General features: G+C 37.1%; 24 protein-coding genes and 1 pseudogene. 11 read left to right on the forward strand and 14 right to left on the reverse strand.

The window, feature by feature from the left end:
• The first annotated feature begins 16 nt into the window (after positions 1-16).
• From KHA97_RS15035 to KHA97_RS15060, 6 genes and pseudogenes are all read left to right on the forward strand, one after another.
• On the forward strand, positions 17-1,090 hold the full coding sequence (locus KHA97_RS15035; protein ID WP_213125516.1) for an ABC transporter ATP-binding protein: 1,074 nt from the start codon (positions 17-19) through the stop codon (positions 1,088-1,090).
• Positions 1,068-1,946 (forward strand): carbohydrate ABC transporter permease, encoded by an 879-nt coding sequence (locus KHA97_RS15040; protein ID WP_213125517.1) that lies wholly within the window; start codon positions 1,068-1,070, stop codon positions 1,944-1,946. Before KHA97_RS15035 ends, KHA97_RS15040 begins: the two co-directional genes overlap by 23 nt.
• A gap of 12 nt (positions 1,947-1,958) precedes the next feature.
• A complete protein-coding gene (locus KHA97_RS15045; protein ID WP_213125518.1) occupies positions 1,959-2,783 on the forward strand; it encodes a carbohydrate ABC transporter permease in 825 nt (274 codons plus the stop codon).
• Between the two features lie 106 nt (positions 2,784-2,889).
• Positions 2,890-4,227 carry an ABC transporter substrate-binding protein gene (locus KHA97_RS15050; protein WP_213125519.1) on the forward strand — a complete coding sequence of 446 codons (1,338 nt, stop codon included), beginning with the start codon at positions 2,890-2,892 and terminating at the stop codon, positions 4,225-4,227.
• Positions 4,224-5,528, forward strand: coding sequence for an MBL fold metallo-hydrolase (locus tag KHA97_RS15055; RefSeq protein WP_213125520.1), 1,305 nt, complete (start codon positions 4,224-4,226; stop codon positions 5,526-5,528). Before KHA97_RS15050 ends, KHA97_RS15055 begins: the two co-directional genes overlap by 4 nt.
• Positions 5,529-5,747: 219 nt before the next feature.
• Positions 5,748-6,493 (forward strand): annotated as a pseudogene (locus tag KHA97_RS15060) (HAD family hydrolase).
• Between the two features lie 96 nt (positions 6,494-6,589).
• Here KHA97_RS15060 and KHA97_RS15065 read toward each other — a convergent pair.
• The 3 genes from KHA97_RS15065 to KHA97_RS15075 all read right to left on the reverse strand — a co-directional run bounded on the left by KHA97_RS15065 (position 6,590) and on the right by KHA97_RS15075 (position 9,213).
• Positions 6,590-7,864: a DUF4179 domain-containing protein gene (locus KHA97_RS15065; RefSeq protein ID WP_213125521.1), complete on the reverse strand. Its 1,275-nt coding sequence runs from the start codon at positions 7,862-7,864 to the stop codon at positions 6,590-6,592.
• Positions 7,854-8,387 carry a sigma-70 family RNA polymerase sigma factor gene (locus tag KHA97_RS15070; protein WP_325167459.1) on the reverse strand — a complete coding sequence of 178 codons (534 nt, stop codon included), beginning with the start codon at positions 8,385-8,387 and terminating at the stop codon, positions 7,854-7,856. The genes KHA97_RS15065 and KHA97_RS15070 overlap by 11 nt, the downstream gene beginning before the upstream one ends.
• Before the next feature lie 175 nt (positions 8,388-8,562).
• Positions 8,563-9,213, reverse strand: a complete 651-nt coding sequence (locus tag KHA97_RS15075) for an HAD family hydrolase (protein ID WP_213125805.1) — start codon at positions 9,211-9,213, stop codon at positions 8,563-8,565.
• 257 nt (positions 9,214-9,470) lie between these two features.
• Here KHA97_RS15075 and KHA97_RS15080 point away from each other — a divergent pair, with 257 nt between their 5' ends.
• The 4 genes from KHA97_RS15080 (at position 9,471) to KHA97_RS15095 (ending at position 11,254) form a co-directional block, all read left to right on the forward strand.
• On the forward strand, positions 9,471-9,797 hold the full coding sequence (locus tag KHA97_RS15080; protein WP_213125523.1) for an ArsR/SmtB family transcription factor: 327 nt from the start codon (positions 9,471-9,473) through the stop codon (positions 9,795-9,797).
• Between the two features lie 73 nt (positions 9,798-9,870).
• Positions 9,871-10,047, forward strand: coding sequence for a hypothetical protein (locus KHA97_RS15085; RefSeq protein ID WP_213125524.1), 177 nt, complete (start codon positions 9,871-9,873; stop codon positions 10,045-10,047).
• 276 nt (positions 10,048-10,323) lie between these two features.
• A complete protein-coding gene (locus KHA97_RS15090) occupies positions 10,324-10,518 on the forward strand; it encodes a hypothetical protein (RefSeq protein WP_213125525.1) in 195 nt (64 codons plus the stop codon).
• A gap of 67 nt (positions 10,519-10,585) precedes the next feature.
• Positions 10,586-11,254: a ring-cleaving dioxygenase gene (locus KHA97_RS15095; protein WP_213125526.1), complete on the forward strand. Its 669-nt coding sequence runs from the start codon at positions 10,586-10,588 to the stop codon at positions 11,252-11,254.
• A 97-nt stretch (positions 11,255-11,351) separates the two neighbouring features.
• Here the strand turns inward: KHA97_RS15095 and arsC are convergent, their stop codons facing one another.
• The 5 genes from arsC to KHA97_RS15120 all read right to left on the reverse strand — a co-directional run bounded on the left by arsC (position 11,352) and on the right by KHA97_RS15120 (position 16,283).
• Positions 11,352-11,774 (reverse strand): arsenate reductase (thioredoxin), encoded by a 423-nt coding sequence (gene arsC / locus KHA97_RS15100; RefSeq protein WP_213125527.1) that lies wholly within the window; start codon positions 11,772-11,774, stop codon positions 11,352-11,354.
• Positions 11,775-11,789: 15 nt separating this feature from the next.
• Entirely contained in the window at positions 11,790-13,088 is a 1,299-nt protein-coding gene (locus KHA97_RS15105; protein ID WP_213125528.1) for an arsenic transporter, read from the reverse strand.
• A 15-nt stretch (positions 13,089-13,103) separates the two neighbouring features.
• Positions 13,104-13,448 carry an ArsR/SmtB family transcription factor gene (locus KHA97_RS15110; protein WP_213125529.1) on the reverse strand — a complete coding sequence of 115 codons (345 nt, stop codon included), beginning with the start codon at positions 13,446-13,448 and terminating at the stop codon, positions 13,104-13,106.
• Between the two features lie 216 nt (positions 13,449-13,664).
• Entirely contained in the window at positions 13,665-15,191 is a 1,527-nt protein-coding gene (locus KHA97_RS15115; protein ID WP_325167475.1) for a malate:quinone oxidoreductase, read from the reverse strand.
• Positions 15,192-15,425: 234 nt separating this feature from the next.
• Entirely contained in the window at positions 15,426-16,283 is an 858-nt protein-coding gene (locus tag KHA97_RS15120; protein WP_213125531.1) for a hypothetical protein, read from the reverse strand.
• A 411-nt stretch (positions 16,284-16,694) separates the two neighbouring features.
• On the opposite strand from KHA97_RS15120, the gene KHA97_RS15125 reads away from it, so the two are divergent.
• Complete coding sequence (locus KHA97_RS15125; RefSeq protein WP_213125532.1) at positions 16,695-17,660, forward strand: quinone oxidoreductase family protein; 966 nt, start codon at positions 16,695-16,697, stop codon at positions 17,658-17,660.
• 200 nt (positions 17,661-17,860) lie between these two features.
• Here KHA97_RS15125 and KHA97_RS15130 read toward each other — a convergent pair whose 3' ends face one another.
• From KHA97_RS15130 to KHA97_RS15155, 6 genes are all read right to left on the reverse strand, one after another.
• Positions 17,861-18,553: an Ltp family lipoprotein gene (locus KHA97_RS15130; RefSeq protein ID WP_213125533.1), complete on the reverse strand. Its 693-nt coding sequence runs from the start codon at positions 18,551-18,553 to the stop codon at positions 17,861-17,863.
• Positions 18,554-18,865: 312 nt separating this feature from the next.
• Positions 18,866-20,041 carry a sugar ABC transporter permease gene (locus tag KHA97_RS15135; RefSeq protein ID WP_213125534.1) on the reverse strand — a complete coding sequence of 392 codons (1,176 nt, stop codon included), beginning with the start codon at positions 20,039-20,041 and terminating at the stop codon, positions 18,866-18,868.
• 12 nt (positions 20,042-20,053) lie between these two features.
• Positions 20,054-21,574 carry a sugar ABC transporter ATP-binding protein gene (locus KHA97_RS15140; protein ID WP_213125535.1) on the reverse strand — a complete coding sequence of 507 codons (1,521 nt, stop codon included), beginning with the start codon at positions 21,572-21,574 and terminating at the stop codon, positions 20,054-20,056.
• Positions 21,575-21,666: 92 nt separating this feature from the next.
• Entirely contained in the window at positions 21,667-22,824 is a 1,158-nt protein-coding gene (locus KHA97_RS15145; RefSeq protein ID WP_213125536.1) for a sugar ABC transporter substrate-binding protein, read from the reverse strand.
• A gap of 225 nt (positions 22,825-23,049) precedes the next feature.
• The gene (locus KHA97_RS15150; RefSeq protein ID WP_213125537.1) at positions 23,050-23,583 is read right to left on the reverse strand and encodes a hypothetical protein; all 534 of its coding nucleotides are present in this window, start codon (positions 23,581-23,583) and stop codon (positions 23,050-23,052) included.
• Complete coding sequence (locus KHA97_RS15155) at positions 23,580-24,677, reverse strand: sugar ABC transporter substrate-binding protein (protein ID WP_213125538.1); 1,098 nt, start codon at positions 24,675-24,677, stop codon at positions 23,580-23,582. Before KHA97_RS15155 ends, KHA97_RS15150 begins: the two co-directional genes overlap by 4 nt.
• Positions 24,678-24,694: the final 17 nt, after the last annotated feature.

Below are 24,694 nucleotides of genomic sequence, written 5' to 3' on the forward strand. Positions count from 1 at the left end.
TGTAAGGAGAATTAAAATGACCATTACGTTGAAAAATGTTTCGATGAAATTTTCACATACAACAGCAGTGAATCAGTTATCTGTCACGATTCCTAAAGGAGAACTGGTTTCTATATTAGGACCTAGTGGTTGCGGAAAAAGCACTACATTATTTATGCTCGCTGGACTTTATGAACCAACGGATGGATCCATTTTATTCAATGGGAAAGACGTCACAAAATTGACCCCAGAAAAGCGAGGTATTGGGATGGTCTTCCAAAACTACGCTTTATATCCTCATATGACCGTTTTACAAAATATTATGTTTCCTTTAAAAATGCATAAAGTGAAAAAAGCAGATGCCAAAATCAAAGCAATTGAAATGGCGAAGCTTGTGGAAATTGATCACTTATTAGATCGAAAGCCAAGTATGTTGTCAGGTGGTCAGCAACAACGTGTTGCTATTGCACGTGCTTTAGTAAGAGAACCAGAGATTCTATTACTCGATGAGCCACTATCTAATTTAGATGCACGCTTACGTCTTACCATGCGTGAGGAGATTAGAAGAATTCAACAAGCATTAAAAATTACGACTGTTTTTGTTACGCATGACCAAGAAGAAGCCCTTAGTATTTCGGATCATGTTTTATTGATGAATCAAGGGGAGCTTATGCAATTTGATATTCCTGAAAATTTATATGATGAACCGAATCATCAATTTGTAGCTAGTTTTATAGGGTCGCCACCTATCAATTATTTTGAAGGGGAAATTATCGATCATGTATTAAAAACTCCTTTCGGATATGAAGTAACGGTCGAGGCACCTAATCAGCCAGTTCAAATTGCCGTTCGACCTGAAAATATCTATCTTTCTACTACTGGGCTAAACAAGAAAGTTCAATATGTAGAGCGCATAGGCAAAGATACGTTAGTGGTTGTTGGCTCAGAAGAAGAAAAAACTCGCTTTTTCCTCCAAAAAGGGGAGCAAGTTGATGTGGGTCAAGCTATATATGTTCAAGCAGACAAAGCAGCTATTCGAGTCTTTCAAAAAACGGGGGAAAGAATCTACTTAAAGGGGCAAATGAAAGATGAAATTCAAAGAATCAGTTAAGGCTATTCTGTACTTATTCCCTGCGTTACTCATTATCGGGGTTTTCGTCATTTATCCCATCATTAAATCATTATTAATGAGTTTTTATGCAGATTACGACTTTTTCAATGATGTCGTCCACCGTTATGGTTTTGATAACTTTATTTTTTTGTGGAATGATCCCGTCTTTCATAAAGCGTTGAAAAATACATTTATTTTCGTATTAGGAGTCGTACCCATTTCAATTATTTTGTCTTTATGGATTGCAATCATGCTTAATTCTATTACTTTGTTAAATAAGTTTTTCAGAGCCATCTATTTCATACCATTTGTTACAAGTGTTGTAGCAGTTTCTATCGTATGGCGTTGGATCTTTCACTCGAACTATGGAATTATGAACTACTTTCTAAGTTTCTTTGGAATTGAGCCAATCCAATGGCTAACGAGTACAGAATGGGCAATGCCTGCGCTGATCATTTTATCTATTTGGAAGGGATTAGGATATAACATTATTATTTTTCTAGCGGGTTTACAAACAATCGGCGATACGTATTACAACGCTGCAAGAATTGATGGTGCAAAGCGGTGGAATCGATTCATACATGTCACACTTCCACAGTTAGCACCTACGACATTTTTTGTATTCATTATCTCGATTATTAATTCGTTTAAAGTGTTCGATGAAATATATGCATTATTTGATGGAAAGGCTGGTCCATCTAATAGTGCGTTAACCGTTGTTTACTATGTATTTGATAAATTTTATGGTGAATGGAACTTTGGTGTGGCGTCTGCAGCGGCTTATGTACTTTTCCTCATCATCTTCATCATCACATTAATTCAATTTTATATTAACAAGAAAAAAATAACTTATTAAGGGAGAAAGAACATGAAAATCGACCCGCTTTCGAAGACATTTATATACGTCATGCTGGGAATCGGCAGCATTTTAATGCTCCTCCCTTTCATTTGGATGATTTCTACATCACTTAAAAGTGGTCATGAGGTCATGATTATGCCACCTATTTGGATTCCAGAAACTCTTCATTTTGATAACTATGCAAAAGCATTTGATAAAGCTCCTTTTGCGACTTATTTTATGAACTCAGTCATCGTGATGGTTTTAAGTACGTTAGGTGAAGTCATTACAACCATTTTAGCTGCTTATGCATTTAGTCGTTTGAACTTTTGGGGAAAAGATGTGCTGTTTGCAATATTAGTTGGAACAATGATGGTTCCAGGTGAAGTTTTACTCGTGCCTAACTTTGTTTTGCTTTCAAATTTAGGTTGGATTGACCACTATCAAGCAATAATTGTTCCTTGGACTGCAAGCATTTTTTCTATCTTTTTATTACGCCAGTTTTTCCTTAAGATTCCCAAAGAGTTAAATTACGCTGCCCGTGTAGATGGCTGTAACAATTTCAGATTTTTATGGTCCATTATGGTTCCAATTGCTAAGCCAGCGTTAATTACGATTATTTTACTGAAAGCAATTGGATCATGGAATGCGTTCCTATGGCCTTTGGTCGTAACAAACTCAAAAGAAATGAGAACTTTGCCTGTTGGTCTAACAAGCTTCACTACAGAAGCAGGAACGGTGTATGAGCTCCTTATGGCGGCATCAACGATGATTATTTTTCCAATGATTATTTTATTTATTTTCTTACAAAAACATATTATCAAGGGAATTGCGGGAGCAGGCATTAAAGGTTGAGATGTAGGACTTTTTGGGAGGTGTTGCTTAGCGATTTTGAAGTAAAAGATAACAATAAACTCAGACATGTTTCAGTACTTTATAAAACAACAAGGGAGAGTAAAGCATGAAAAGATTATCTTTATTGTTATTTGTAATGATGGTGAGTGTGTTCGTTGCCGCTTGTGGTAACGGTACGAATGAAAGCAATACTTCAAATAATAAAGCAACAGCAACAGAAAAAATTGGTACAACTGAAACAGCCACTGCGGAGCCGGTAGAGGTTGTATTCTGGCATGCCATGAGTGATACGCACGAAAAATGGCTAGAAGATGCTACTGCAAAATTCAATGCAGAACATAAAAACATTACAGTAAAATTAGTGAACCAAGGTAGCTACGGTGATTTGTCACAGAAATTACTGGCTGCTGCGAAAGCTAAAGCTTCACCGACAATTGCACAAGCTTATGCTGAGTGGATGACTGATTATAACCAAAACAATCTTGTAGTTGACTTAGCTCCAATGATTAAGGGGGAAAATGGATTCCCAGCAGACCAAAGCTATGAGGATATTAGCGAAGTTTTCCGTAACGACAATACGTTTGGAGATAAAATCTTAGGATTACCATTTAATAAATCATCACGCGTACTTTTTTACAACAAAAAGTATTTTGAAGACAACGGCTTAACACCTCCTACAACATGGGAAGAATTAGCAGCTTCTGCGAAAGCATTAACAAAAGAAATCGATGGTAAAAAAGTTGTTGGAATGGGCTTTGAAAACGGAATGGGTTCTGAATTTAGTATGTGGGTTGAACAAGCAGGTGGAGATTTTATAGATGAACAACAAGGAAAAGTTTTATTTAATTCGGATGCAGGATTAGATGCTTTAACCTTTATCAACGATATGCTAAAAGATGGATCTGCTCGTATGGCTGGCGAAGATGGTTACATGTCTGGTCCTTTCACGAGAGGCGACGTTGCGATGTATATTGGTTCAAGTGCAGGGATTGCATACGTAGCTAAAGATGCTGGAGATATGGAATGGTCAACAACTCCACTTCCTAAAGGCGTTAAACAGGCAGCTCCTTTCCAAGGAACCAATATTACGATGTTTGCCAATAGCACAGAAGCAGAGCAAGAAGCAGCATTTGAATACATGAAATATCTTATTACACCTGAAAACACAGTAGATTGGGCAAAAACAACAGGTTACCTTCCAGTCCGCACATCCGCTCAACAAGGTTCCGATTGGACGTCATTCATTGCAGAGAACGAGCCATATCAAGCTGGTAATACTCAATACGCTTATGGATTTATCGATGTTCGTTTACCTGGTTCTTTTGCAATGAAAAATGCGATGCAAGCAGAATTAGATAAAATGCTATATGAAAACGCAACGCCAGCAGAAACATTAGAAGCAATGGCTAAAAAAGGTCAAGAAGCTTTGGATCAAGCGAAATGATGATTGAAAAAACAATCGAAAATAGTGCTACTACCATCCAATTTTATGCTGGCTTAAAAACAATTGGAGGAACTATTTTTGAAATAAAGTATAAAGAAGAAAGATTTATAGCTGATTTCGGGATGGTTTTTCAAAACAAAGAGGGAGTCCAAGCACGCCCTCAATCGATGATTTCAGATTTACAAGCACTTGGTGTGATTCCCATGATTAGCGGTGTGTTGAAATCCGATGAGGTTGATAAAAATGCGACTATTGCAATCTCACATTTACATCTAGATCATATGGGGCTGTTACAGTATGTACATCCAGATGTACCAATCATCATGAGTGAGGAAAGCAAAACATTGTATGAGCATTTGCATACAATTGAGGAAGAACCGAATGTAAATGTAGGACAACAAGTAAAAAGTGTACCTTTTCATCAGCCTTTTCAAGTATCCCAACATATACAAATAGAGTTCTTCCCAGTTAATCACGATGTTTTGGGTGCCAGTGCAATAAAGATTACAACTCCAGATACTAAGATTGTTTACACTGGTGATATCCGTCTCCATGAAAAAGATGTAGATACGGCAAATTTGCCTAAGATTGCGGGATCTCCTGACGTATTAATCATTGAGACAACGAATGTGCAAGAGGAATTTCTCGATGTTAATCCCTTCATTCCAAGTGAAGCGGATGCGTTAATACCAGCTTTACTGGAGATTGAGTCTCCAATTATTTTTAATATTTATCATCGAAATGTGAAACGTTTGGAAATATTAATCGAGGCAGCAAGACAAAAAGAAAAAATGATTGTGTTCGAACCTGAAACGGCTTATTTAATCGAGTCATTCAACTTGGATGCACCACATGTACGATATTTAATAGATGGACAAGATACTTCAAAGATTGCCAATCAAATACAGAGGATACAGCCAATCACCTTAGATGAAGTACGTGACCGTTTTTCCTCTGTATGGTTTCAATCTTCCTACCATCTCATTAACACCTTATTAGAATTACCTGTAGAAGGTGCAACGTATGTTCACTCTAACGGTGTACCGTTAGGAAGCTTTGACCCTATGTATGCCGATTTATTGGAACGGATTCAAACGCTAGGCATGGAGTTCGTAGTACTTGGTGTTTCTGGTCATGCAGCAGCTGAACAAATTAAATGGATGGCGGATGCTCTGCAAGCGAAGGTCACCATTCCATTACACGGTTTCACACCTGAATTGCTGAAAGGGCCATATCAAACGTTCTTACCTGAAAAAAATAAAATATACCCTATCTCATCCCTACTACAAGGGATGAAATAATTGTGGACTCCGCTTCATTTTGAAGCGGGGTTTTTTCAAAAGAAAAGAGCTTGTGCTTTTCTTAATTTATAGCGATTTACAAAGCCGGCCCTTGTTTCCTAATAAACTTTATTTAATCTGTACACTGAGTTTACAAAGCTTTAATATTCAGGTGTTATGATTGGCTTACCAACGAATGAGGAGGCGGTATGAATGGATGTGCATGCAATATTTATTGACATGGATGGTACACTACTAAGTGCCTCAAACAAGATTTCTCAACGAAATATTCAAGCCCTTTATAGGCTTATTAATCAGGGAGTCAAGGTTTTTCTAGCGACTGGCCGACATTATGAAATAATTTACGAACTCCTATGATCTGTTTGAATGGTGCAGCTATTCACGATGCAGAGACAGGAATTGCTATACAAACGAAAACCCTCCGACTGAACGAGGAACGATTCCACCATCTGACAGCTGAAAATCCTTGTAATGTTATTATTCATACAGCAAATGGGGTTTATTGTAAGGAAACAAATGAAGAAATAGATTATTGGACAACAGTTGGTAAAATTCCGCCACAGTATATTGGAGATTTAAGACAGGCAAATTACCAAGATGTTCTTAAATATAGTGTTCGAACTGGTGTACCAAATCCTGAATTATCCATTTTGTTTAAAAAGGAAGCAGAAGTCATCAATTGGGATGACGGGTTTGAAATGGTTGCCCCTAATGTCTCCAAATGGTCTGCTATAAAAAGCTTACTACAGGCATTTCGAATAAATCCACATGAAGTCGCAGCCATTGGAGACGGACCAAATGATATAGAGATGCTTCGTAATGTTGGTATTGGAGTGGCAATGGGCAACGCTAGCGAAGAGGTTAAAGCAGCAGCTAATTTTATTACAGGACACCACGAAAATGATGGATTAGCTGAGTTTATTGAAGGTTATCTACTTAAATCATTTGAGCCATATGTGGTTTAGGATATATTTTTTGTAGTAAAAAAGAATCAAAAAAAGGAAGAAAAGGTTCTGTGTCGTGCACTCCATTTACAACATGACACAGAACTTCCATGTTCTTCAATTAGAAAAATACTTATCATACGGTAATTCGAACTTCCAAGGCCCCCTTATGATCACTTCCGGCTCCGTTAGTGTTATTTTCACCTTTTTACTATTCGGTTTAATATCAAACTCGAGATACTCTAACTCTTTCGTTTGTTCATTAATTTTAGCCATATGACTCATTGAATCAATCCTAAAGTTATGCAAGGATTTTGAAGTTTGCTCATTGTAATTTAGATTTACATAGAGTCTTAGCTGATCATCGTTTATTCGTTCTAGCTTTGTAATCGTAGCAGGAAAACCTGCTATTTCGAAAGATTTTTCAACATCTATCACGCCATGAGAAGGAATATCTAGCGAAAGCTTAACCTTATCATCATACGTTACATTAATTTCAGGAATGGTCATGTTATACGTTTTGCCATCACTTCCTGATAAATCAAAATAAAATTCACGCACAGGGTTAGAAAGTCCCCAATCATACTGGATGGGGTATACTTTGCCTGCCACATCGGCTACATATAACCTTTTATCCTCATGAACACCATCGATCCCAAAATCTATTATTTTTAAATCCTTTGGTTGCTGAGATACTAAAGCAACTCTTGCCAGCCCATCCATCTTATTAGCAATAGCAGTAATGGTCACTCCGTTAACTGCCGCAGTTCCACCCATATCCTGATAACGATCAAATGATTTTGCTTTATTTAAGGTAAGTGGAATAACTATTTCTGGATTCTCTGCTATTATAAGTTTCATTTGACCTTTTAGATCCAACTTTCCTTCATGCCAATAGGATCCAGTCCATTTTCCATTACTTCCCCATACCATTTGGGAAGATTTTATTGTATATTCCTCCCCTTTTCCATTCACTAATTTTACACTTTGATATTTTTCTACATTTGTCCCATTCATCGTAATGTATGTCATTTCATCATCGACTACCATACCCGTTACAACAAGTGATCCTCCGTCCACTTCGGTTGATATGGGCTGATCTAACACATATCTTTCCTGTGGGGCATCATCTTCAACGACCGTGCCTATTCCCGGTATATACTGCAGAGCTTTTTGAATGGTAGCTAATACTTGCGTGTTGAAAACAGCTGATGATAGTATAATTACAACTAAAACCGATGCTGCGAGGATTCTTCTATTCGCCCATTTTTTTACTATTCTCTTATTTCCTTTATACTCCGACAATGCTTGTTGAATTCCCATTTTACTTCTTCGATGGAGCTCTAGAGGAATCTGGATTTCTTCAATTTCTCTTTTAATTTCATTGCTCATTCATATCACCCGCCTCTAATAGGATCCGAAGCTTTTTCAAAGCCCTATAAAGAATTGTTTTTCCCGTACCGAGTGGAATACCTAAGATTTTCGCAATCTCCTTTATGGTGTAATCATGGTAATACCTTAAAATAATGACACCTTTTTCATCCTCATCTAACGAATAAATCAAGTCTTTTAATGATAACGAGAGTGAAATATCTTGATTTTCACCTTTTGTTAGGAACTCATCAAACTCGGGATTTAATTGAATTACTTTCTTTCGTTTTCTCAATACATCGATCGAACAACTGATGGCAATTTTTATAAGCCAAGTTTTGAAATATCTAGGTTCTTTTAATTGATGAATAGATTTAAAGGATCGATATGCGGTTTCCTGAACGACATCTAAAGCATCTTCTTGATTTTTTAAGTACACATAGGCTGTCCGATAGATGTCTTCTTCAAATTTCTGAAACAAGCATAAATATGCTTGATCATCGCCAAGCTGGGCTTTTTTTACCAAATTAATAATTTTACTCACCTCTTGAACTTGCTCCATACTAATTAGACGCACAGCTTAGTCATTTGGCTTTAAACAATTAAATTTTGTATCGGACGGCGTATTCAAAAAATAAAGCCATAGGGAAATTCCCTTGGCTTATGTTCCATTTCATCATCTGTATTTCCCTCATTTTTTCGCGACTCACTTGCAATAGCTATTTATATATCTTGTTTTTTACAAAATCAGTAAATTCAGTAACACTATTAAACAAGGCATTAGCCTCTATAGAAAATTGCTCTGTTTGATAATCTGGCAGCCATTGAACACCAACAGTAAATACATTTGCCTGAACTCCAGCTTGTATATCAGCATCACTATCTCCAATAAACATAGCTTCACTACAATCCACATCTAAAATGGATAAAGCCTTCATGACGCCTTCTGGATGAGGCTTTGGCTTAATTACATCATCCCCGGTAATAACGACATCGAATATATTTTCCATTTGAAGAGCTTTTAAGGAAATATCTAAACTTCTTCTTGCTTTTCCAGTCACAATCCCTAACTTCATTCCCTTGCCTCTTAAATACTCTAGTAATCCATTAATCTCTTTATTTGGATTTACTAATTCGGTATGATGTTCGGTGTATGCTTCATAGTACAATTCAATAGCCTGTTCTTTATTACTGTTTAACAGATTTTCTTGTATGATACCTGTTTCAGAAGGTCCAAACATCGTTTTGATTTCATTAGAAGTAAGTTCTTTTTTATCAAACTCTTTAAAAACCTTTTGAAAAGCAACGTAACAAATCGGTAAAGTATTCGCTAAAGTTCCATCAAAATCGAAAATAAATGCTTTAATAATAAACACTCCTTTTATTAGTTGATGTTCGTTAAATTTAACATGATTACATTAGGAGTTTCATAAAAACATGGAAAATCATAATTCTCCAATTCTCATATATATTATACCAAAGTATTTTTCAGTATTTTACAACGACATACGTCCAACGTCCCTTACAATTATTAAATCAATTTTTTTTGATTTAGTGATTGACATTAGAAAATTATGGGTATATTATAAATATATCAAATTTATTTGATTAAAGAGGTGAAATCAAATTGGAGATACAAGTTCCTATACACGACGTCTCTAAAGACAAAATATTTGAAACGTATGAACTAAAGTTTAAAGCAATCGCCGATAAAAAAAGACTTCAAATCATGAACTTCTTAACTGAAAGAGGTGAAATGTGTGTTTGTGATCTTGCTCCTTTAATGGATATGACTCAATCCAAATTATCGTATCATCTAAAAATATTGTTAGATGCAAATATTATTACTAAAAGAACGGAAGGTACTTGGAGTCATTACAAGTTAAATGAGTCAGAGATTAATCATTTATTATCCGAGCAGCTATGTTGTCTCTTCCGTCCGAACTGCTGCTAAAGTTTTTTTAACTTATTAATCAATTTTTTTTGATTAATATATCAAAATAATTTGATGAAGGCGAGGTATTATGATGTACGAATATGAATTCATGGCTGAAATGAGAAAAAAGGAAATTGAAAAATGGGCAAGGGAGGCTTGGAAATACCAAGATATCCATAAAAGAAGTTATTTGAAGTCTTTATTCACAAGATTTAGCAAAGAAAAAGCTATTCCAACCAAGGAGTGCAACTGTGCCTGCGTATGCTGAATAAGCTCCCAGAACTTGTTTAGCAAAAATCAATTTTTAAAAAAGAACTCGTTTTAATGTTTGTCTTATCTGTTATAACAATGTCGACCGTTTCAGGTTTTATTTTCCTTATATAAATACTTTTGGAAGGTGATCTTTCATGTTTAATCTCTTCAAGAAAAATGTTGAAAATTCTAACTGTTGTAACTTGAAAATCGAGGAAGTTATAGAAAAGGATGATTGTTGTATTCCAAAACAAGATTACTGTTCTGAGGAAGTTGGCAAGGAGTGCTGTTAATGCCAGTCAATCATGGGGGAACGTTAAAAAAAGAATATTTTCTGTCCTATATTAAATTAGTGATGAACTTTCGAAATTGTAATGTTTCAGAGGCTAAATCACTGACGTTTGAACTATTTTTCAAAAAGGACAAAAATGCTTTCGGTAACGAGACATATATGAACTTTTTAAATGCTGTTGACGATTTAAAATAAAGGGGCAGTGTTTTATAAAAAAGATTGCCTCTTAAATATTATCCATAAAAATGAGGGGGGAATTTTTATGAATTTTACTGAGATAACCTTATTATCAAACAAAATAAATGATATGAGGGATTTCTATAAATATATCCTTATGCTTCATATTATAAAAGAAGATTCAAATACATTTACAGTACAAATAGGTTCAACAGCTGTTACTTTCCAGGAATCGAAGTCATATTCAAATCCATATTATCATTTCGCTATAAATATACCTGAGAACAAAATGGAAGAGGCCAAGTCCTGGATTAAATCAAAAGTTACTTTAAATACGGAGCAAGATTCTGATGAAGTGTTTTTCGAAAGTTGGAACTCCCATGCTATCTATTTTGAAGATCCTTCTGGAAATATAATAGAATTTATTGCTCGTCATAATCTGAAAAATGGAGTAGAGCATCATTTCTCTTCCGAAGATTTACTTAATATTAGTGAAATTGGAATCGTCGTTGATGAAGTGATTCCTTTTGTAAGGAAATTAAATGAAATGGGCATCCCTAATTGGAAAGAAGATAGCGAAGGGTTGACCCCAGTAGGAGATGAAATAGGTCTTTTTATTACGGTAAAGAGTGGTCGGCGTTGGCTTTTCTCACATAAAGCAGCAAAGTTCTACCCTATTGAAGTATCCATTGAGGGTGTTGGAAAATTGTCGTTCCATCACAACGATGATAAAGTATTAATAAAAAATGTCTAATCTTCCACAAACGACTGCGATTCTGGAAAATCAAAGGTAGATTTTTTCAAATAAATAGCTGATGCAAAAAAGCCAAGAGATTTTCTTGGCTTTTTCTCTACTTCCCAGTTTCAGAGAATGTTTTAATACGATCTCCAATTTCATCACGTACACGTTGGAAGAAAGCCCATTTTTCTTCTTCTGTGCCTTCCGCCTTTGCCGGGTCATCAAAACCCCAGTGATCACGTTTTACATGAGGTGGAGTCGTAGGGCAATGTTCATCTGCATGACCACATAAAGTAACAACTAGCTCTGAGCTATTTAGTATTTGTGAATCTATTACATCGGATGTCTGGTCCGAAATATCAATTCCAATTTCCTTCATCGCTTTTACTGCGTTAGGATTTAACCCATGAGCTTCAAGACCTGCGCTTTTTACATCCCACTCATCTTTATTCAAAAGTTGTTTTGCCCATCCTTCTGCCATCTGGCTTCGGCAGGAATTACCTGTGCATAGAAAATAGATTAGTTTTTTTGACATGTTACGTGCTCCTTATTATGAAATAATGATTAGCCATATATAGAGACCAACCAATGTAATGAACAGAGTAGGGAGTGTTAAAATGATCCCTGTTTTAAAATAAGTGCCCCAAGATATCTTCACACCTTTTAAAGAAAGAACGTGTAACCATAACAGTGTTGCAAGTGAACCGATTGGTGTAATTTTCGGTCCCAAATCTGAACCGATTATATTGGCATAAATCAGGGCTTCTCTTATGTTTCCTGACGTATTCGTGTCTGCAATCGCAAGCGCGTCAATCATTACAGTAGGCATATTATTCATAACGGAAGAAAGGATGGCAGCGATAAAGCCCATTCCTATCGTTGCTGCAAATAATCCATGTTCAGCTGTCCAGTTAATAAGATCGGAAAGAACATTAGTAAGACCAACATTCCTCAATCCATATACCACCACATACATCCCTATTGAAAAGAAAACAATGTTCCACGGCGCATTTTTTATAATTGTTCTTGTATGGACCGCCTGACTTTTTCTAGCCATCAACAAGAAGAAGATGGCAACAATACCTGCAATAATGGATACGGGAATACTCCAAAATTCACTTAATATGTAACCAGCAAGTAGAACCGCAAGAACAACCCAGGATAATCGAAACATTTTCTCGTCCCGTAATACATCAGTTGGTTTCTTTAAATGTTGTAAATTGTATTGTCGGGGGATGTTTTTCCTAAAGTAAAGATATAGAACGAGTATACTTGCCAGTAAGGAGAACAGGTTTGGAATAATCATCCTCGAAGCAAACTCATTAAATCCAATGCCAAACATGTCTGCCGACACGATGTTGACCAAATTACTTACTACTAACGGTAAAGAAGTAGTGTCGGCAATAAAGCCACTGGCAATGATAAAAGGGAAGATCATCTTTTCCTTAAAATTAAGGTTTCGAACCATTGCAAGGACAATTGGTGTAAGTATAAGGGCGGCACCGTCATTTGCAAACAAGGCAGCGACAAGGGCGCCAAGAATACAAATGTAAATAAACATTTTTATTCCGTTTCCTTTTGCGGTTCGTGCCATATGTAAAGCAGCCCATTCAAAAAATCCAATTTCATCGAGAATTAACGAAATGATAATAATGGCAATAAAAGAAAAGGTCGCATTCCAAACGATCTGTGTAACTTCCATTACGTCGCTAAGATCGACTACTCCTACGATGAGTGCTAGGATTGCTCCACCGCACGCTGACCACCCAATCGATAGATTCTTTGGTTGCCAAATGACTAGCGTAAGGGTAATCAAAAATATCAATGATGCAATCAGTGTTAAAACCAACTAGTATTCCTCCAATTAATTACATGAAATTCTTAAGCCTTGCTTCTCTAGTTCTTTCAATTTGTACTCCTGATCTGGAAGGTGTTCTAGGATCTCCTGAACTAGTGAATAATATTCACTCGCTTTATTTAGTGAGTAAAAAATCCATTGTCCCCTTCTCGTTTCACTGACAAGTCCAGCATCTTTCAATTTACGAAGGTGCTGGCTAACTGCCGGCTGGCTTGTATTGAACAAAGCCACCAATTCGCAAACGCAACAATCATGATTGTCTAGCAGTTTAACGATAGTCAATCGTGTATTGTCACCTAACAATTTCAAAATGACAGCCGTTTCTTCGATTCCAACTGTTGATGTGGCCAATTATAATACCTCCTGTTTTATCAATATATAAGTATATACTAATATGATTATATGAACAATAAAAAGGGTGCCTGTGTTCCGAGCCCTATGATCGCTCTATAAATGAGTATTTTATAACACAGTTCACTTAGATATTTTTACCATAAAAATAAAGGGCTTCTTATATAATGAGAAGCCCTTTTTTACACATTATTTTATTATCTTAATATGCTTTTTTTACCCTACCTGAACGGCTACTTGTTCACTTAACCCAAGCGCCTTCGCTGTAGAATCATGAATTTCTTGGAAAAGCTCTGGGTTTTCAGTTAGTGACACGCCGTAAGAAGGAATCATTTCCTTAATTTTAGGTTTCCACTCGTTCATATATTGCGGGAAGCATTTTTCCATTACTTCAAGCATGACGTGAACGGCAGTGGATGCTCCTGGTGAAGCACCAAGCAATGCAGCGACTGAACCATCTCCAGCCGTAACTACTTCCGTACCAAATTGTAGAGTTCCTCTACCAGATTCTGTGTCTTTGATGACTTGTACACGTTGACCAGCTACTACAATATCCCAATCCTCGCTTTTGGCGTTTGGAATAAATTCGCGTAATTCTTCGATGCGTTTTTCATGTGATAACAACACTTGCTGAATTAAGTACTTGGTTAAAGCCATCTCTTTCACGCCTGCTGCCAGCATCGTGAGGATGTTAGATGGTTTTATTGAAACGATTAAGTCAAGATACGAGCCTGTCTTTAGGAACTTTGGCGAGAAGCCGGCAAACGGTCCAAATAGCAATGATTTTTTATTGTCGATATATCTTGTGTCAAGATGCGGAACAGACATTGGAGGAGCACCAACCTTCGCTTTTCCATACACTTTGGCATGGTGCTGCTCTGCAATCTCCGGATTGTTGCAGACCAAAAACAGTCCACTTACTGGGAAACCACCAATATGTTTTGACTCAGGAATACCAGTTTTTTGCAGTAAAGGAAGACTTCCGCCCCCAGCACCGATAAAGAGGAACTTTGCAGTATGATACTCAATTTTACCGCTATCGATATCCTGCACTTTCACTTCCCACAAACCGTCGTCCGTACGTTTTATATTTTTAATATTATGCTTGTAGTTAACTTCGACGTTTTGACTCTTTAGGTGTTCAATCAACATACGCGTTAAAGCACCAAAGTTAACATCCGTGCCTGAATCGATTTTCGTAGCCGCAATCGGTTCATTCGTTGAACGGCCTTCCATGATTAGCGGAATCCAATCCTTCAGTTTTTCAGGATCATCGGAAAATTCCATTCCTTGAAACAAAGGATTATTTGATAGAGCATCGAACCGTTTTTTCAAAAACGCTACATTCTCTTCTCCTTCCACTAGACTCATATGAGGGATTGGCATGATAAAGTCATGTGGATTGCTGATCAAATTGCTGTTAACAAGATAAGACCAAAACTGCCTTGAAAGCTGGAACTGTTCATTCACTTTAATCGCTTTCGTGATATCTATCGATCCGTCCGATTTTTGGGGAGTATAGTTAAGCTCACACAGTGCAGCGTGGCCCGTACCCGCATTATTCCATTCGTTAGAGCTTTCTTCTCCTGGACTTTCGAGCTTCTCAAACACTTTAATTTCCCAATCCGGTGCTAGTTCTTTCAAAAGAGTCCCCAAGGTTGCACTCATGATGCCAGCACCAATTAAGATAACGTCTGTTTTCGTTTGTTTGTTACTCATGTCTCTCTTCCTTACTAACCTAATATTTTTAAGAAGGAAATAGGCAATCTATTTCCTACCTTTTTTGTATGAATTGTAATCTTATATTATTATAGTGTACCACTATTAAATATAGATTAAAATAATTACTCTAATAAAATAGTCATAAATCTATGTAAATATTGGTAAAAAGTGGTTAGTTCGTACACAACTCTAGAAGGATAAAACTTCTATAAAATTAAACAGCCCTTTGCTTATTTGCATCGGGCTGTCCACGAGTTAATATTCGTACTTTTCATTCTCTATGATTGTATAGCCTTTTCCATTTTCAATCGCAATCATCAAGAAATCATTTTTCACAAAGTCCTCACTGAACTCAACGTTTTGTTTATAAATACTATCCTGTTTGCTGCTATCTTTAAAGACTCCTATATAAAGTGCATTTTCATTAAAAACCTGCTTTATCAGAGTAGTTTCTTCGTTTTCCTTGTTAAATACCTGACTCGCATATCCACTTCCAGAAGGAACATACTCGAATACCATTGTTTCTTTGCCATCTACTGAAAAACTAGCTTGCAGCGATTCCGTTTTCGTATCGTATTCACCCGAAATAATCATATTTTGAATTTCCTCTTCTTCTGATTTCATTTCCAGGTTGAACGTGCAAATATCACCTTTCAATTCAACGTGACCCTTACTATCTTGGTTCATCAGTGGCCCTTCCCAAACATTTTGTCCTGATTTAGGTACGTTAGACAACGAAGCTAATGGCGCCAAGGGAATATCTGTGCTGAACAAGCCCATCAAGGTGATAGAGACCATTGGATTTTGTACTGATATGGTATCCATCATTGTGTCCAACATTTCATATGCTTTTCGTTTAACCTCCAAATATTTTGTCATTCCATCAGCCACAGGCGGGATAGCTAAATCTGCAGGTTCATCTTTCTTTGGAGGAGTTGTTTCATCGTCCTTTTTTGGAGGTGTTTCTTTTTCTTCTTCTTTACTAACAGGATCTGTTTCCTCTGTTCCTCCATTTCCTTCACTTTTACTACATCCACTAATGGAAACAAACATCAAGAAGGTCGCAAACATCAGAAAAAGTTTATTTAGTAACTTTGGTTTTCGTTTACTCATGCATCATACCCCATTTAAATATTTTAGTTTCCTTAAAATATTTAATGTTCACTTTCTATTCTTGATACCTCTTTACGTTGAAATATTAAATAAAAAAATGCCTTAACCCTGCGTTCGGATTGAGGCATACCGCTTACAATTCAATTATTATATTTCTTTAAGTTTATTACATAGATCTTCTTAAAATAAGATTTTACGTTGTCGATTGTAAGTTTATCAATAACCTTACGTTTCAATGACTTTTGATTAGATTCCTTAAAAAGCACATAGGTTGAAATCAATGGTTTTTCTTAATTTCGCTAACCAAAATTGAACAAGAAAGCTAATAAAAATAGTCTCATTCTAATTTAATTTTTATCTACTCTGGATAAGATGATAAAGGAGTGATCGACTATTTTTGGGAGGATGATGATGAAAGCACTCGTATTTGAAGAGTTTGGCGGTCCGGAAGTTTTGCAATATAAAGATATTCCTGACCCGATCATTAAGGAAAAGGAATTGTTGGTACGAATGAATGTAATTGGTCTGAATTTCGCTGATATATACAGAAGAAGAGGAGATTATCATTTACAAGGAAAAGCCCCTTACATATTGGGATATGAAGGATCAGGTATCGTGGAGCAAGTTGGTAAACATGTCACCCACTTTAAAATAGGTGACCGTGTTGGATTTGCCGATGTGCCCTTCGCTAACGCTGAGCTTGTAGCAGTACCTAAAGAAAAAGCAATCCCATTACCTGAAAACATATCATTTGAAGTAGCATCGTCTGTTTTATTGCAAGGTTTAACAGCACAGTACTTAACCAAGGACAGTTACGAAATTAAAGATGGAGATACCGTCCTCATTCATGCTGCATCTGGAGGAGTCGGTCAAAATCTCATTCAAATATGTAAACAACTAGGCGGGAAAGTGATTGGTCTTACTTCTTCAATGGAAAAGTCCAAAACGGCTTTATCACTGGGAGCAAATCATGTCTTTTTATACAAAGAAGAGTGGGTTAAGAAAGTAAAAGAAGTAACAGATGAGCTTGGTGTAAATGTCGTTTATGATTCAGTTGGCTCTACTTTAAAAAGCAGCTTAGAGGCTTTAAAAGTCGGCGGTACTGTTGTTTTTTTTGGAATGTCTGGGGGCAATCCTTCTTCAGTAGATCCACGTATTCTTATGGACACTTCCAAAACCTTGACAGGAGGAGACCTGTGGAATGTCCTAACTTCCTATGAAGAAAGAAAAACACGATCACAACAGCTGTTTGACTGGATCACGAAAGGGAAATTAAACATAACGAAACCAACCATTTTTCGTTTAGAAAGAGGTTCCGAAGCACATGAATTACTAGAAAGTCGAAAAAGTATAGGAAAGATATTATTAAAACCTTGAATTCAGTAGAGGGAAAATAAGTTAACTTATTCTCGCTCCTCTCACAACACCTTACTTACGGGTCTCGTATACGGCGTTTCAATTTACATTGCCTGGAACACGCAAAAAAGAAGGATCGAAATCCTTCTTTCCATTACTCGTATGTCCTCACCTTCGAGTTCCCATGCGTCAGTTTCTCGAAATGTTTTGGTTTTACGTTTTTATTTATCTAAATGCTCAATAGCGTAATCTGCTTCTTCTTGGGTAAATTTTTCACCGTGCTCAGAGGTTAATTGGTCTCTTATCGCTTCAGGTGACATACTCATTGATTCTTGATAACTTTTTGCTTTTGCCAAGGCATTTTCATTAAAGTCGGCTTTCAGATTGTCAATTGCATACTGTGCTTCGTCTTCAGTAAATTTTTCGCCATGTTCAGAAATAAGTTGTTCATAGATTCCTTGTTTTGACATGTGCATAGTTTTTGAATAGGATTCAGCCTTTTTCAAAGCATTTGCTTTCCAGTCATATTCGAGTTTGCTCATTGCATACTCGGCTGCTTCTGTAGAAAACTTTTCGCCATATTCTGAAGTTAATTGTTCAAAAATAGCACTTTTGGACATGTTCATTGTTTTTGCGTACGATTCAGCTTTTTTCAAAGCAGATTTATATTCAGCAGGAACGTCATCCTCTGCCTTCGCATCTTCTTTTTTCGGTTCCTCTTTTATCTTTTCAGGTTCCTTTTTCTCTTTTGGTTGATCTTTCGCTGGTTCGGTGACAGCCGGCTTACTTTCCTTTTTGCTAGCGTCTGCATCGTCATCGTTGCTATTAACGGCCGCAACAATAATAATAATTGCAATTACCCATACCCACCATTTTTTATAAAACGGTTTTTTCTGTTTTTCCTTTTTTTCCATTTACTTTATTTTCCCCCTTATATGTACTTCCGTGTAAAATTATATCATACTATTATTATAGTAGAATAGTTTTTATAGTTTCCAAAATATGCCTATTACAGACTGGGTTCATCGCCAAAATCATCTAATTTGTATTTTAGGTTTTTTCATTTCGGTCAACCTTCGGATACAAATTCATAACGAATAACAACAAAAATCGAGTATAAAACCACTGTGGTTTCATACTCGATTTTATATGTTATTTCTATTATGTCTGCACTTTATCTGTACTACACTTTTACTCATAGTTGTCCTATTTTTCAAGTCATGATTTTAAGCTCTTTGTCTACGAGTAAATACGTCAAAAATAACCGCCAACGCCAACACTCCACCACGGATGATATATTGGGGAGCAATTCCGACGTTCATCAAGTTCATTCCGTTTGTTAAGGTCGCCATAACAAGTGCTCCAATAACGGCTCCTGTTACTTTCCCGACTCCACCTGCGGCAGAAACACCTCCTACGAAGGCTGCTGCAATTGCATCAAGTTCGAATAGCGTACCTGCAGTCGTTGTAGCGGATTGTAAACGAGAGGTAAATAAAATACCTGATAGCGCAGATAGCATTCCCATTGATCCGAATACTAGGAATGTAATTTTACTTACATTAATCCCGCTAAGATGTGCTGCTTCCGGGTTACTACCTACTGCATAAATATGTCTCCCTACCACTGTCTTTGTCGTAATGAAATGATAGACCATCACAACGAGAAGCATAATGATAACGGTCCAAGATAATCCGTTGTAGCTAGCTAAAATCCATGTAATATAACCAATAATAGCTGACACAAAAATTAATTGCAGAATAAAAATCTCTTTAGAGACAACTTCAAAATTGTATTTTATTTTATTTCTACGGTTATTAAACATACTGTAAATATAGAATACAATCGCCAATGCACCAATGATCAACGATAATAGATGGACACCATTAACAACTGTGAGCGATGGAATATATCCATTACCAATCGCATTAAATGCATCATTATTAACAATGATAGTTCCTGTCTTTTCTGTTGCTAAAAGAATCGCACCTCTATAAATCAGCCATCCAGCAAGCGTAGCAACGAAAGCGGGAATTCCGATTTTAGCTACCAGGAAACCTGTAACCGATCCTGCACATATTCCAAGGATCAGGATAATTGGAATAACGAGATAGACCGGCATTCCAACTTGCATTAGCAATATCGCTGCGATTGCTCCAAGAAATCCAGCTAAGAAACCAATCGACAAGTCGATATGTCTAATCACAATAACGAGCATAACACCGACAGCTAACACGGCAATATATCCAGCTGAATCTAGTAAGTTACTAATATTTCTTGAGGATATAAATAAACCATCTGTTAAAATTGTAAAAGTAATCATTATAACGATTAAAGCGATATACATCCCGTAATCACGAATATTATCTTTAATTAAGTGCTTCGCTTCATTCAATAGTTTCATAACATTAACCTCCTATTGCGTAGCAAGTTCCATGATCTTTTCTTGATCAGCTTCCGCAGATGACAACTCACCTTTAATTTCTCCTTCAGCCATCACGTAGATGCGGTCACTCATACCAAGAACTTCACCAAGTTCTGAAGAAATCATTATAATACTCATACCTTGATCTATAAGTTCATTCATGACTGAATAAATTTCAAACTTAGCACCCACGTCGATTCCTCGTGTCGGTTCATCTAAAATAAGCAATTTAGGGCCTACAAATAGCCATTTACCTAATGAAACTTTTTGTTGGTTACCACCGCTCAAATTACCAACGAGCTGTAGTATTGATGAGGCTCTAACACCTAATGAACGTTTATAATGATCAGCAATTTTGATTTCTTCATTTTGATTAATAATTCCATTCGAAGAGATTCCTTTGAGGTTTGCAGCAGAGATATTACTCTTAATATCCTGTAATAAAAACAACCCGTCACCTTTACGATCTTCCGTCACGTAAGCGATCCCTGCTTTAATGGCTTGGCTAGTATGTTTAAAAATGGCAGGACGTCCATCAACATATAGATCACCCTGTATTTTATAAGACTTTGAGTTACCAAAAATACTAAGAGCAAGTTCGGTCCGACCCGAGCCCATCAATCCTGCAATGCCAACAATCTCACCTTTCCTGACATACAAATTGACACCTTTAGAGACGTTACGTCCTAATTGCGGATCATAAGCAGTCCAGTTCGATAACTCAAGAATTTTATCGCCAAAAGATTTCTTCTCTCTTTTCGGATAAATATCCTCAATTTCTCGGCCGACCATATATTTAATAATCGCAGCTTCCTTCACTTCTCCCTTGGAAGCGTCCAAGGTACATATTGTTTGTCCATCCCGAATGACGGTCGCCTTATCCGCTATGGAGATAACTTCCTTCAACTTATGGGAGATCATGATGCAGGTGATGCCTTGCTTTTTTAATTCACGCAACAAGTCTAAGAGGTTCTCACTATCGTCTTCATTTAGCGCAGCAGTCGGTTCATCTAAAATCAGTAATTTTACATCTTTACTTAACGCTTTTGCAATTTCAATGAGCTGCTGTTTACCGACTCCTAAATCTTTAATCAGCGTTTCCGGATTGATCCTTAGGTTCACCTTTTCCAACAATTTTTTAGATTCAACAATTGTTTTGTTAAAATCTAGAACCCCTTTTTGATTCACTTCATTGCCGATAAAAATATTTTCATAAACAGAAAGGTCTGGGAATAAGGCTAGCTCTTGATAAATAATGACAATCCCCGTATCAACACTGTCACTGATTTTGTTGAATTGTTGAACCTTGCCATCAAAAATGATATCTCCCTCATACGTGCCATAAGGATAAACACCGCTAAGCACTTTCATAAGCGTAGACTTGCCGGCTCCATTTTCACCAACTAAACAGTGAATCTCACCTTTTTTCACTTTAAAATTAACGTTGCTGAGCGCCTTGACTCCTGTAAATTCCTTCGTTATCTGCTTCATTTCCAGAATATATTCGCTCATGTTTTTCCTCCTTAACAAAACAACTATTACAATGGGGAAATAGTGATAGACATACATCTATCACTATTTCTATGCTCTAGTTATTTACGTTATTATAGTCCAGAGAAATCGCTCTCTTCGTAGTAACCGGAGTCAATAAGTTCACTCTTAACATTTTCTTGCTCAACAACAATAACATCTGTTTGTTTCGCTGGAACTTCTTTACTTCCGTTATCATAAGAACCAGTTGTTTCAGGTGTTTTGCCGTCTAGAATATCAACAGCTATTCCCATCGCATCCGCAACAAGTGTACGAACATCTTTAAATACGGTCATCGATTGCTTACCATCAATAATGTATTGAATAGAGGCTTTTTCAGCGTCTTGACCAGTGATCACGTATTTTGATACATCAGGGTCAGATGCGAATACATCTGCGATAGCACGAGAAGTATCATCATTTGGAGCAAGAACAAGAACATCGCCTTTTTTGTCTTTGCTAGCAGCAGTTAAGTGAGTTTGAGCTTTATTTTTTGCTTCATTTGCATTCCAGCTTGTTGTGATTTGTCCAAGGATCTTACCCATTTCATCACGGGAAAGTTCAGCTTTATCTTTGAAAGCTTCTGCTTCACTTGAGTTAGCAATAACAAAAGTACCGTCAGCAATTTTTGGTTGTAACACTTTCCAAGCACCTTCAAAGAATAAGAAGGCATTATTGTCGGAAACCGCTCCGCCATAAAGGTATAATGGAATACCTTTGCCATCGCCAGCATTATCAACTAAGTATTGGCCTTGGGCTTCACCTACAGCAACACTGTCAAACGTAACATAATAATCGACTGCATCTGTCTCTGTAATAAGACGGTCATAAGCAATTACAGTAATTTTATCTTTTTTAGCAGCTTCTGCCGCTGCACCAGCTGCTGCCCCATCATGAGGAGCAATAATTAATACATCTATTCCTTTACTAATCAGTGTTTCAACATTTTCTTTTTCCTTAGCAGATGAACCTTGGCTAAATAGTATTTCCGTCGAATAATCCGAATCTTTTAACGCATCTTTAAAACGGGCTTCGTCTTGTACCCATCGTGTTTCGTCTTTAGTAGGTAAGACAATACCAACGTTTACCTTACCGCCAGATTTTTTTCCGCCGCCACTACTTTTTTCGCCACTACCGCTTTCTCCACCAGCACTATCATTGCTACAACCAACTACCATAAAGGCCATCAACATAGCAACGAGCATAGCAGAAATCAATTTAACCTTCTTCATATTGAAACCCCTTTCACTTATAGGTTTTTTAACTTCTCTTTAAATATAGCAGTGCTTTAGGACCATAAAAACGCTTTCTTCTAGTAATTATTTAGTATCGTCTGTGTTTTTTTAATATTTTGCGGGATTTATAGTTTGGTTGAAGCTCGATTGGAGTTGGATTGGGACAGGTCTTTAGGTTTTGAATAATTTCTATCTCGATTGAAGTTGAATCGGGACAGTTCTTCAGGTTTTGAATAGTTTCTGTCTCGATTGAGCCGAATCGAGAGTGTTCTTCAAGTTTTCAATGGTTTCCGTCTCGATCGGAGCCGAACCGGGACTGATCTTCAGGTTTTGAATAGTTTCAGTCTCGATTGAGGCCGAATCGGGACTGATCTTCATGTTTTCAATGGTTTCTGTCTCGATTGGAGCTGAATCGGGACAAATCTTCAGATTTTGAATTGTTTTAGTCTCGATTGAGGCCGAATCGAGACTAATCTTCAATTTTTCAATGGTTTCTGTCTCGATTAGAGTCGGAGCGGGACAAATCTTCAAGTTTTCATGGATTTCAGTCTCGATAGGGCCTGTATCGGGATTGATCTTTAGGTTTTCAATGGTTTCGGTCTCGATTGGAGCTGAATCGGGACAAATCTTCATACTTTCAATGGTTTCTGTCTCGATTGGAGCCGAATCAGGACTGATCTTCTGGTATTCACTAGTAACGTACACCAAAAACCACCAGGTCACAAAATCCTGGTGGTTCACAACAAAAACAATCATTTCCCTTCATACACTTCCTGTCTAGAATGGAAGCCGTCCGCTATAATCGTGTCATCTATATTTTCTAAATCGACCGCTATTGGAGAAAGGAGAATGGATGGCACTTCTGATTTTCCATTGTTTATCATTCTTTCTACCGTTATTTCTTCCCCCTTAGCAAGCTTTACTGCAAGTTCAGCGGCTAAGTCAGCAAGTTCTTTTAATGGCTTATATACCGTCATCGTTTGAGTGCCTTTCACAATTCGCTGTGCTGCGGCAAGGTCAGCATCCTGCCCGGCAACAGGGATTTTTCCTGCCAGCCCTTGTTCCGACAGTGCCTGAATCGCTCCTCCCGCAGTGGCATCATTTGCGGAAATAAGAGCATTAACCTCGTTGTTGTTTGCCTTTAAAGCCTCTACCATACTGGCATACGCGTTTTCAGGGAACCAATCTTTTGTCCATTGGTCATATACAATCGTGATATCGCCTTTATCAATGAGAGGTTGGAGTACGTTAAAAACACCTTTTTTAAATAAATGGGCATTGTAATCCGTTTCCGCTCCGCCGATATATACATACTTCCCTTTAGGCACTTGTTTTGTGATCGCATTTGCTTGAAGCTCTCCGACCATTTCGTTGTCGTACGAAACGTACAAATCAATTTCAGAATTTCGAACTAATCGATCATAAGAGAGGACTTTAATCCCTGCTGAGTGAGCTTTTTTGACAATCATTGCTGTTGATTCTGCATTATGAGGGACGATGACTAGTATATCAATGCCCTCATTAATGAGCGTTTCTGCTTGTAAAATTTGTAATGCGTCGTCTCCCTTTGAGGCAAAAATTTTCACCTCGGCACCTAGTGCTTCCACCGCTTCTCGAAACAACTCTCGATCGCGCAGCCATCGATCTTCAGCTAACGTATCCATCGAAAAACCAATAACGATTTTATCATCCTCAGAAGGAACGTTTACTTTAGTTTCTTTATTTACAGAGGAAACTCCGTTCAAATTCTGATTACTCGAGGGATGCTTATCTGGTTCACAGGCAGTGGCAAATTGGATTAAAACAAGCATACACATTAGGAGAGTTACCTTTAGAAAGGTTAATTTCATTTATTTCACCCTTTTTC

Origin of the sequence: Lederbergia citri, assembly GCF_018343625.1 — a bacterium.
Classification (GTDB): Bacteria; Bacillota; Bacilli; order Bacillales; family Bacillaceae_C; genus Lederbergia; species Lederbergia citri.

Coding starts and splice junctions, on each gene's coding strand:
- KHA97_RS15035 (WP_213125516.1), top strand. CDS start 17: ATGACCATTACGTTGAAAAATGTTTCGATGAAATTTTCACATACAACA.
- KHA97_RS15040 (WP_213125517.1), top strand. CDS start 1,068: ATGAAATTCAAAGAATCAGTTAAGGCTATTCTGTACTTATTCCCTGCG.
- KHA97_RS15045 (WP_213125518.1), top strand. CDS start 1,959: ATGAAAATCGACCCGCTTTCGAAGACATTTATATACGTCATGCTGGGA.
- KHA97_RS15050 (WP_213125519.1), top strand. CDS start 2,890: ATGAAAAGATTATCTTTATTGTTATTTGTAATGATGGTGAGTGTGTTC.
- KHA97_RS15055 (WP_213125520.1), top strand. CDS start 4,224: ATGATGATTGAAAAAACAATCGAAAATAGTGCTACTACCATCCAATTT.
- KHA97_RS15065 (WP_213125521.1), bottom strand. CDS start 7,864: ATGAGCAATGAAATTAAAAGAGAAATTGAAGAAATCCAGATTCCTCTA.
- KHA97_RS15085 (WP_213125524.1), top strand. CDS start 9,871: ATGTACGAATATGAATTCATGGCTGAAATGAGAAAAAAGGAAATTGAA.
- KHA97_RS15090 (WP_213125525.1), top strand. CDS start 10,324: ATGCCAGTCAATCATGGGGGAACGTTAAAAAAAGAATATTTTCTGTCC.
- KHA97_RS15095 (WP_213125526.1), top strand. CDS start 10,586: ATGAATTTTACTGAGATAACCTTATTATCAAACAAAATAAATGATATG.
- arsC (WP_213125527.1), bottom strand. CDS start 11,774: ATGTCAAAAAAACTAATCTATTTTCTATGCACAGGTAATTCCTGCCGA.
- KHA97_RS15120 (WP_213125531.1), bottom strand. CDS start 16,283: ATGAGTAAACGAAAACCAAAGTTACTAAATAAACTTTTTCTGATGTTT.
- KHA97_RS15125 (WP_213125532.1), top strand. CDS start 16,695: ATGAAAGCACTCGTATTTGAAGAGTTTGGCGGTCCGGAAGTTTTGCAA.
- KHA97_RS15130 (WP_213125533.1), bottom strand. CDS start 18,553: ATGGAAAAAAAGGAAAAACAGAAAAAACCGTTTTATAAAAAATGGTGG.
- KHA97_RS15135 (WP_213125534.1), bottom strand. CDS start 20,041: ATGAAACTATTGAATGAAGCGAAGCACTTAATTAAAGATAATATTCGT.
- KHA97_RS15140 (WP_213125535.1), bottom strand. CDS start 21,574: ATGAGCGAATATATTCTGGAAATGAAGCAGATAACGAAGGAATTTACA.
- KHA97_RS15145 (WP_213125536.1), bottom strand. CDS start 22,824: ATGAAGAAGGTTAAATTGATTTCTGCTATGCTCGTTGCTATGTTGATG.
- KHA97_RS15150 (WP_213125537.1), bottom strand. CDS start 23,583: ATGATTGTTTTTGTTGTGAACCACCAGGATTTTGTGACCTGGTGGTTT.
- KHA97_RS15155 (WP_213125538.1), bottom strand. CDS start 24,677: ATGAAATTAACCTTTCTAAAGGTAACTCTCCTAATGTGTATGCTTGTT.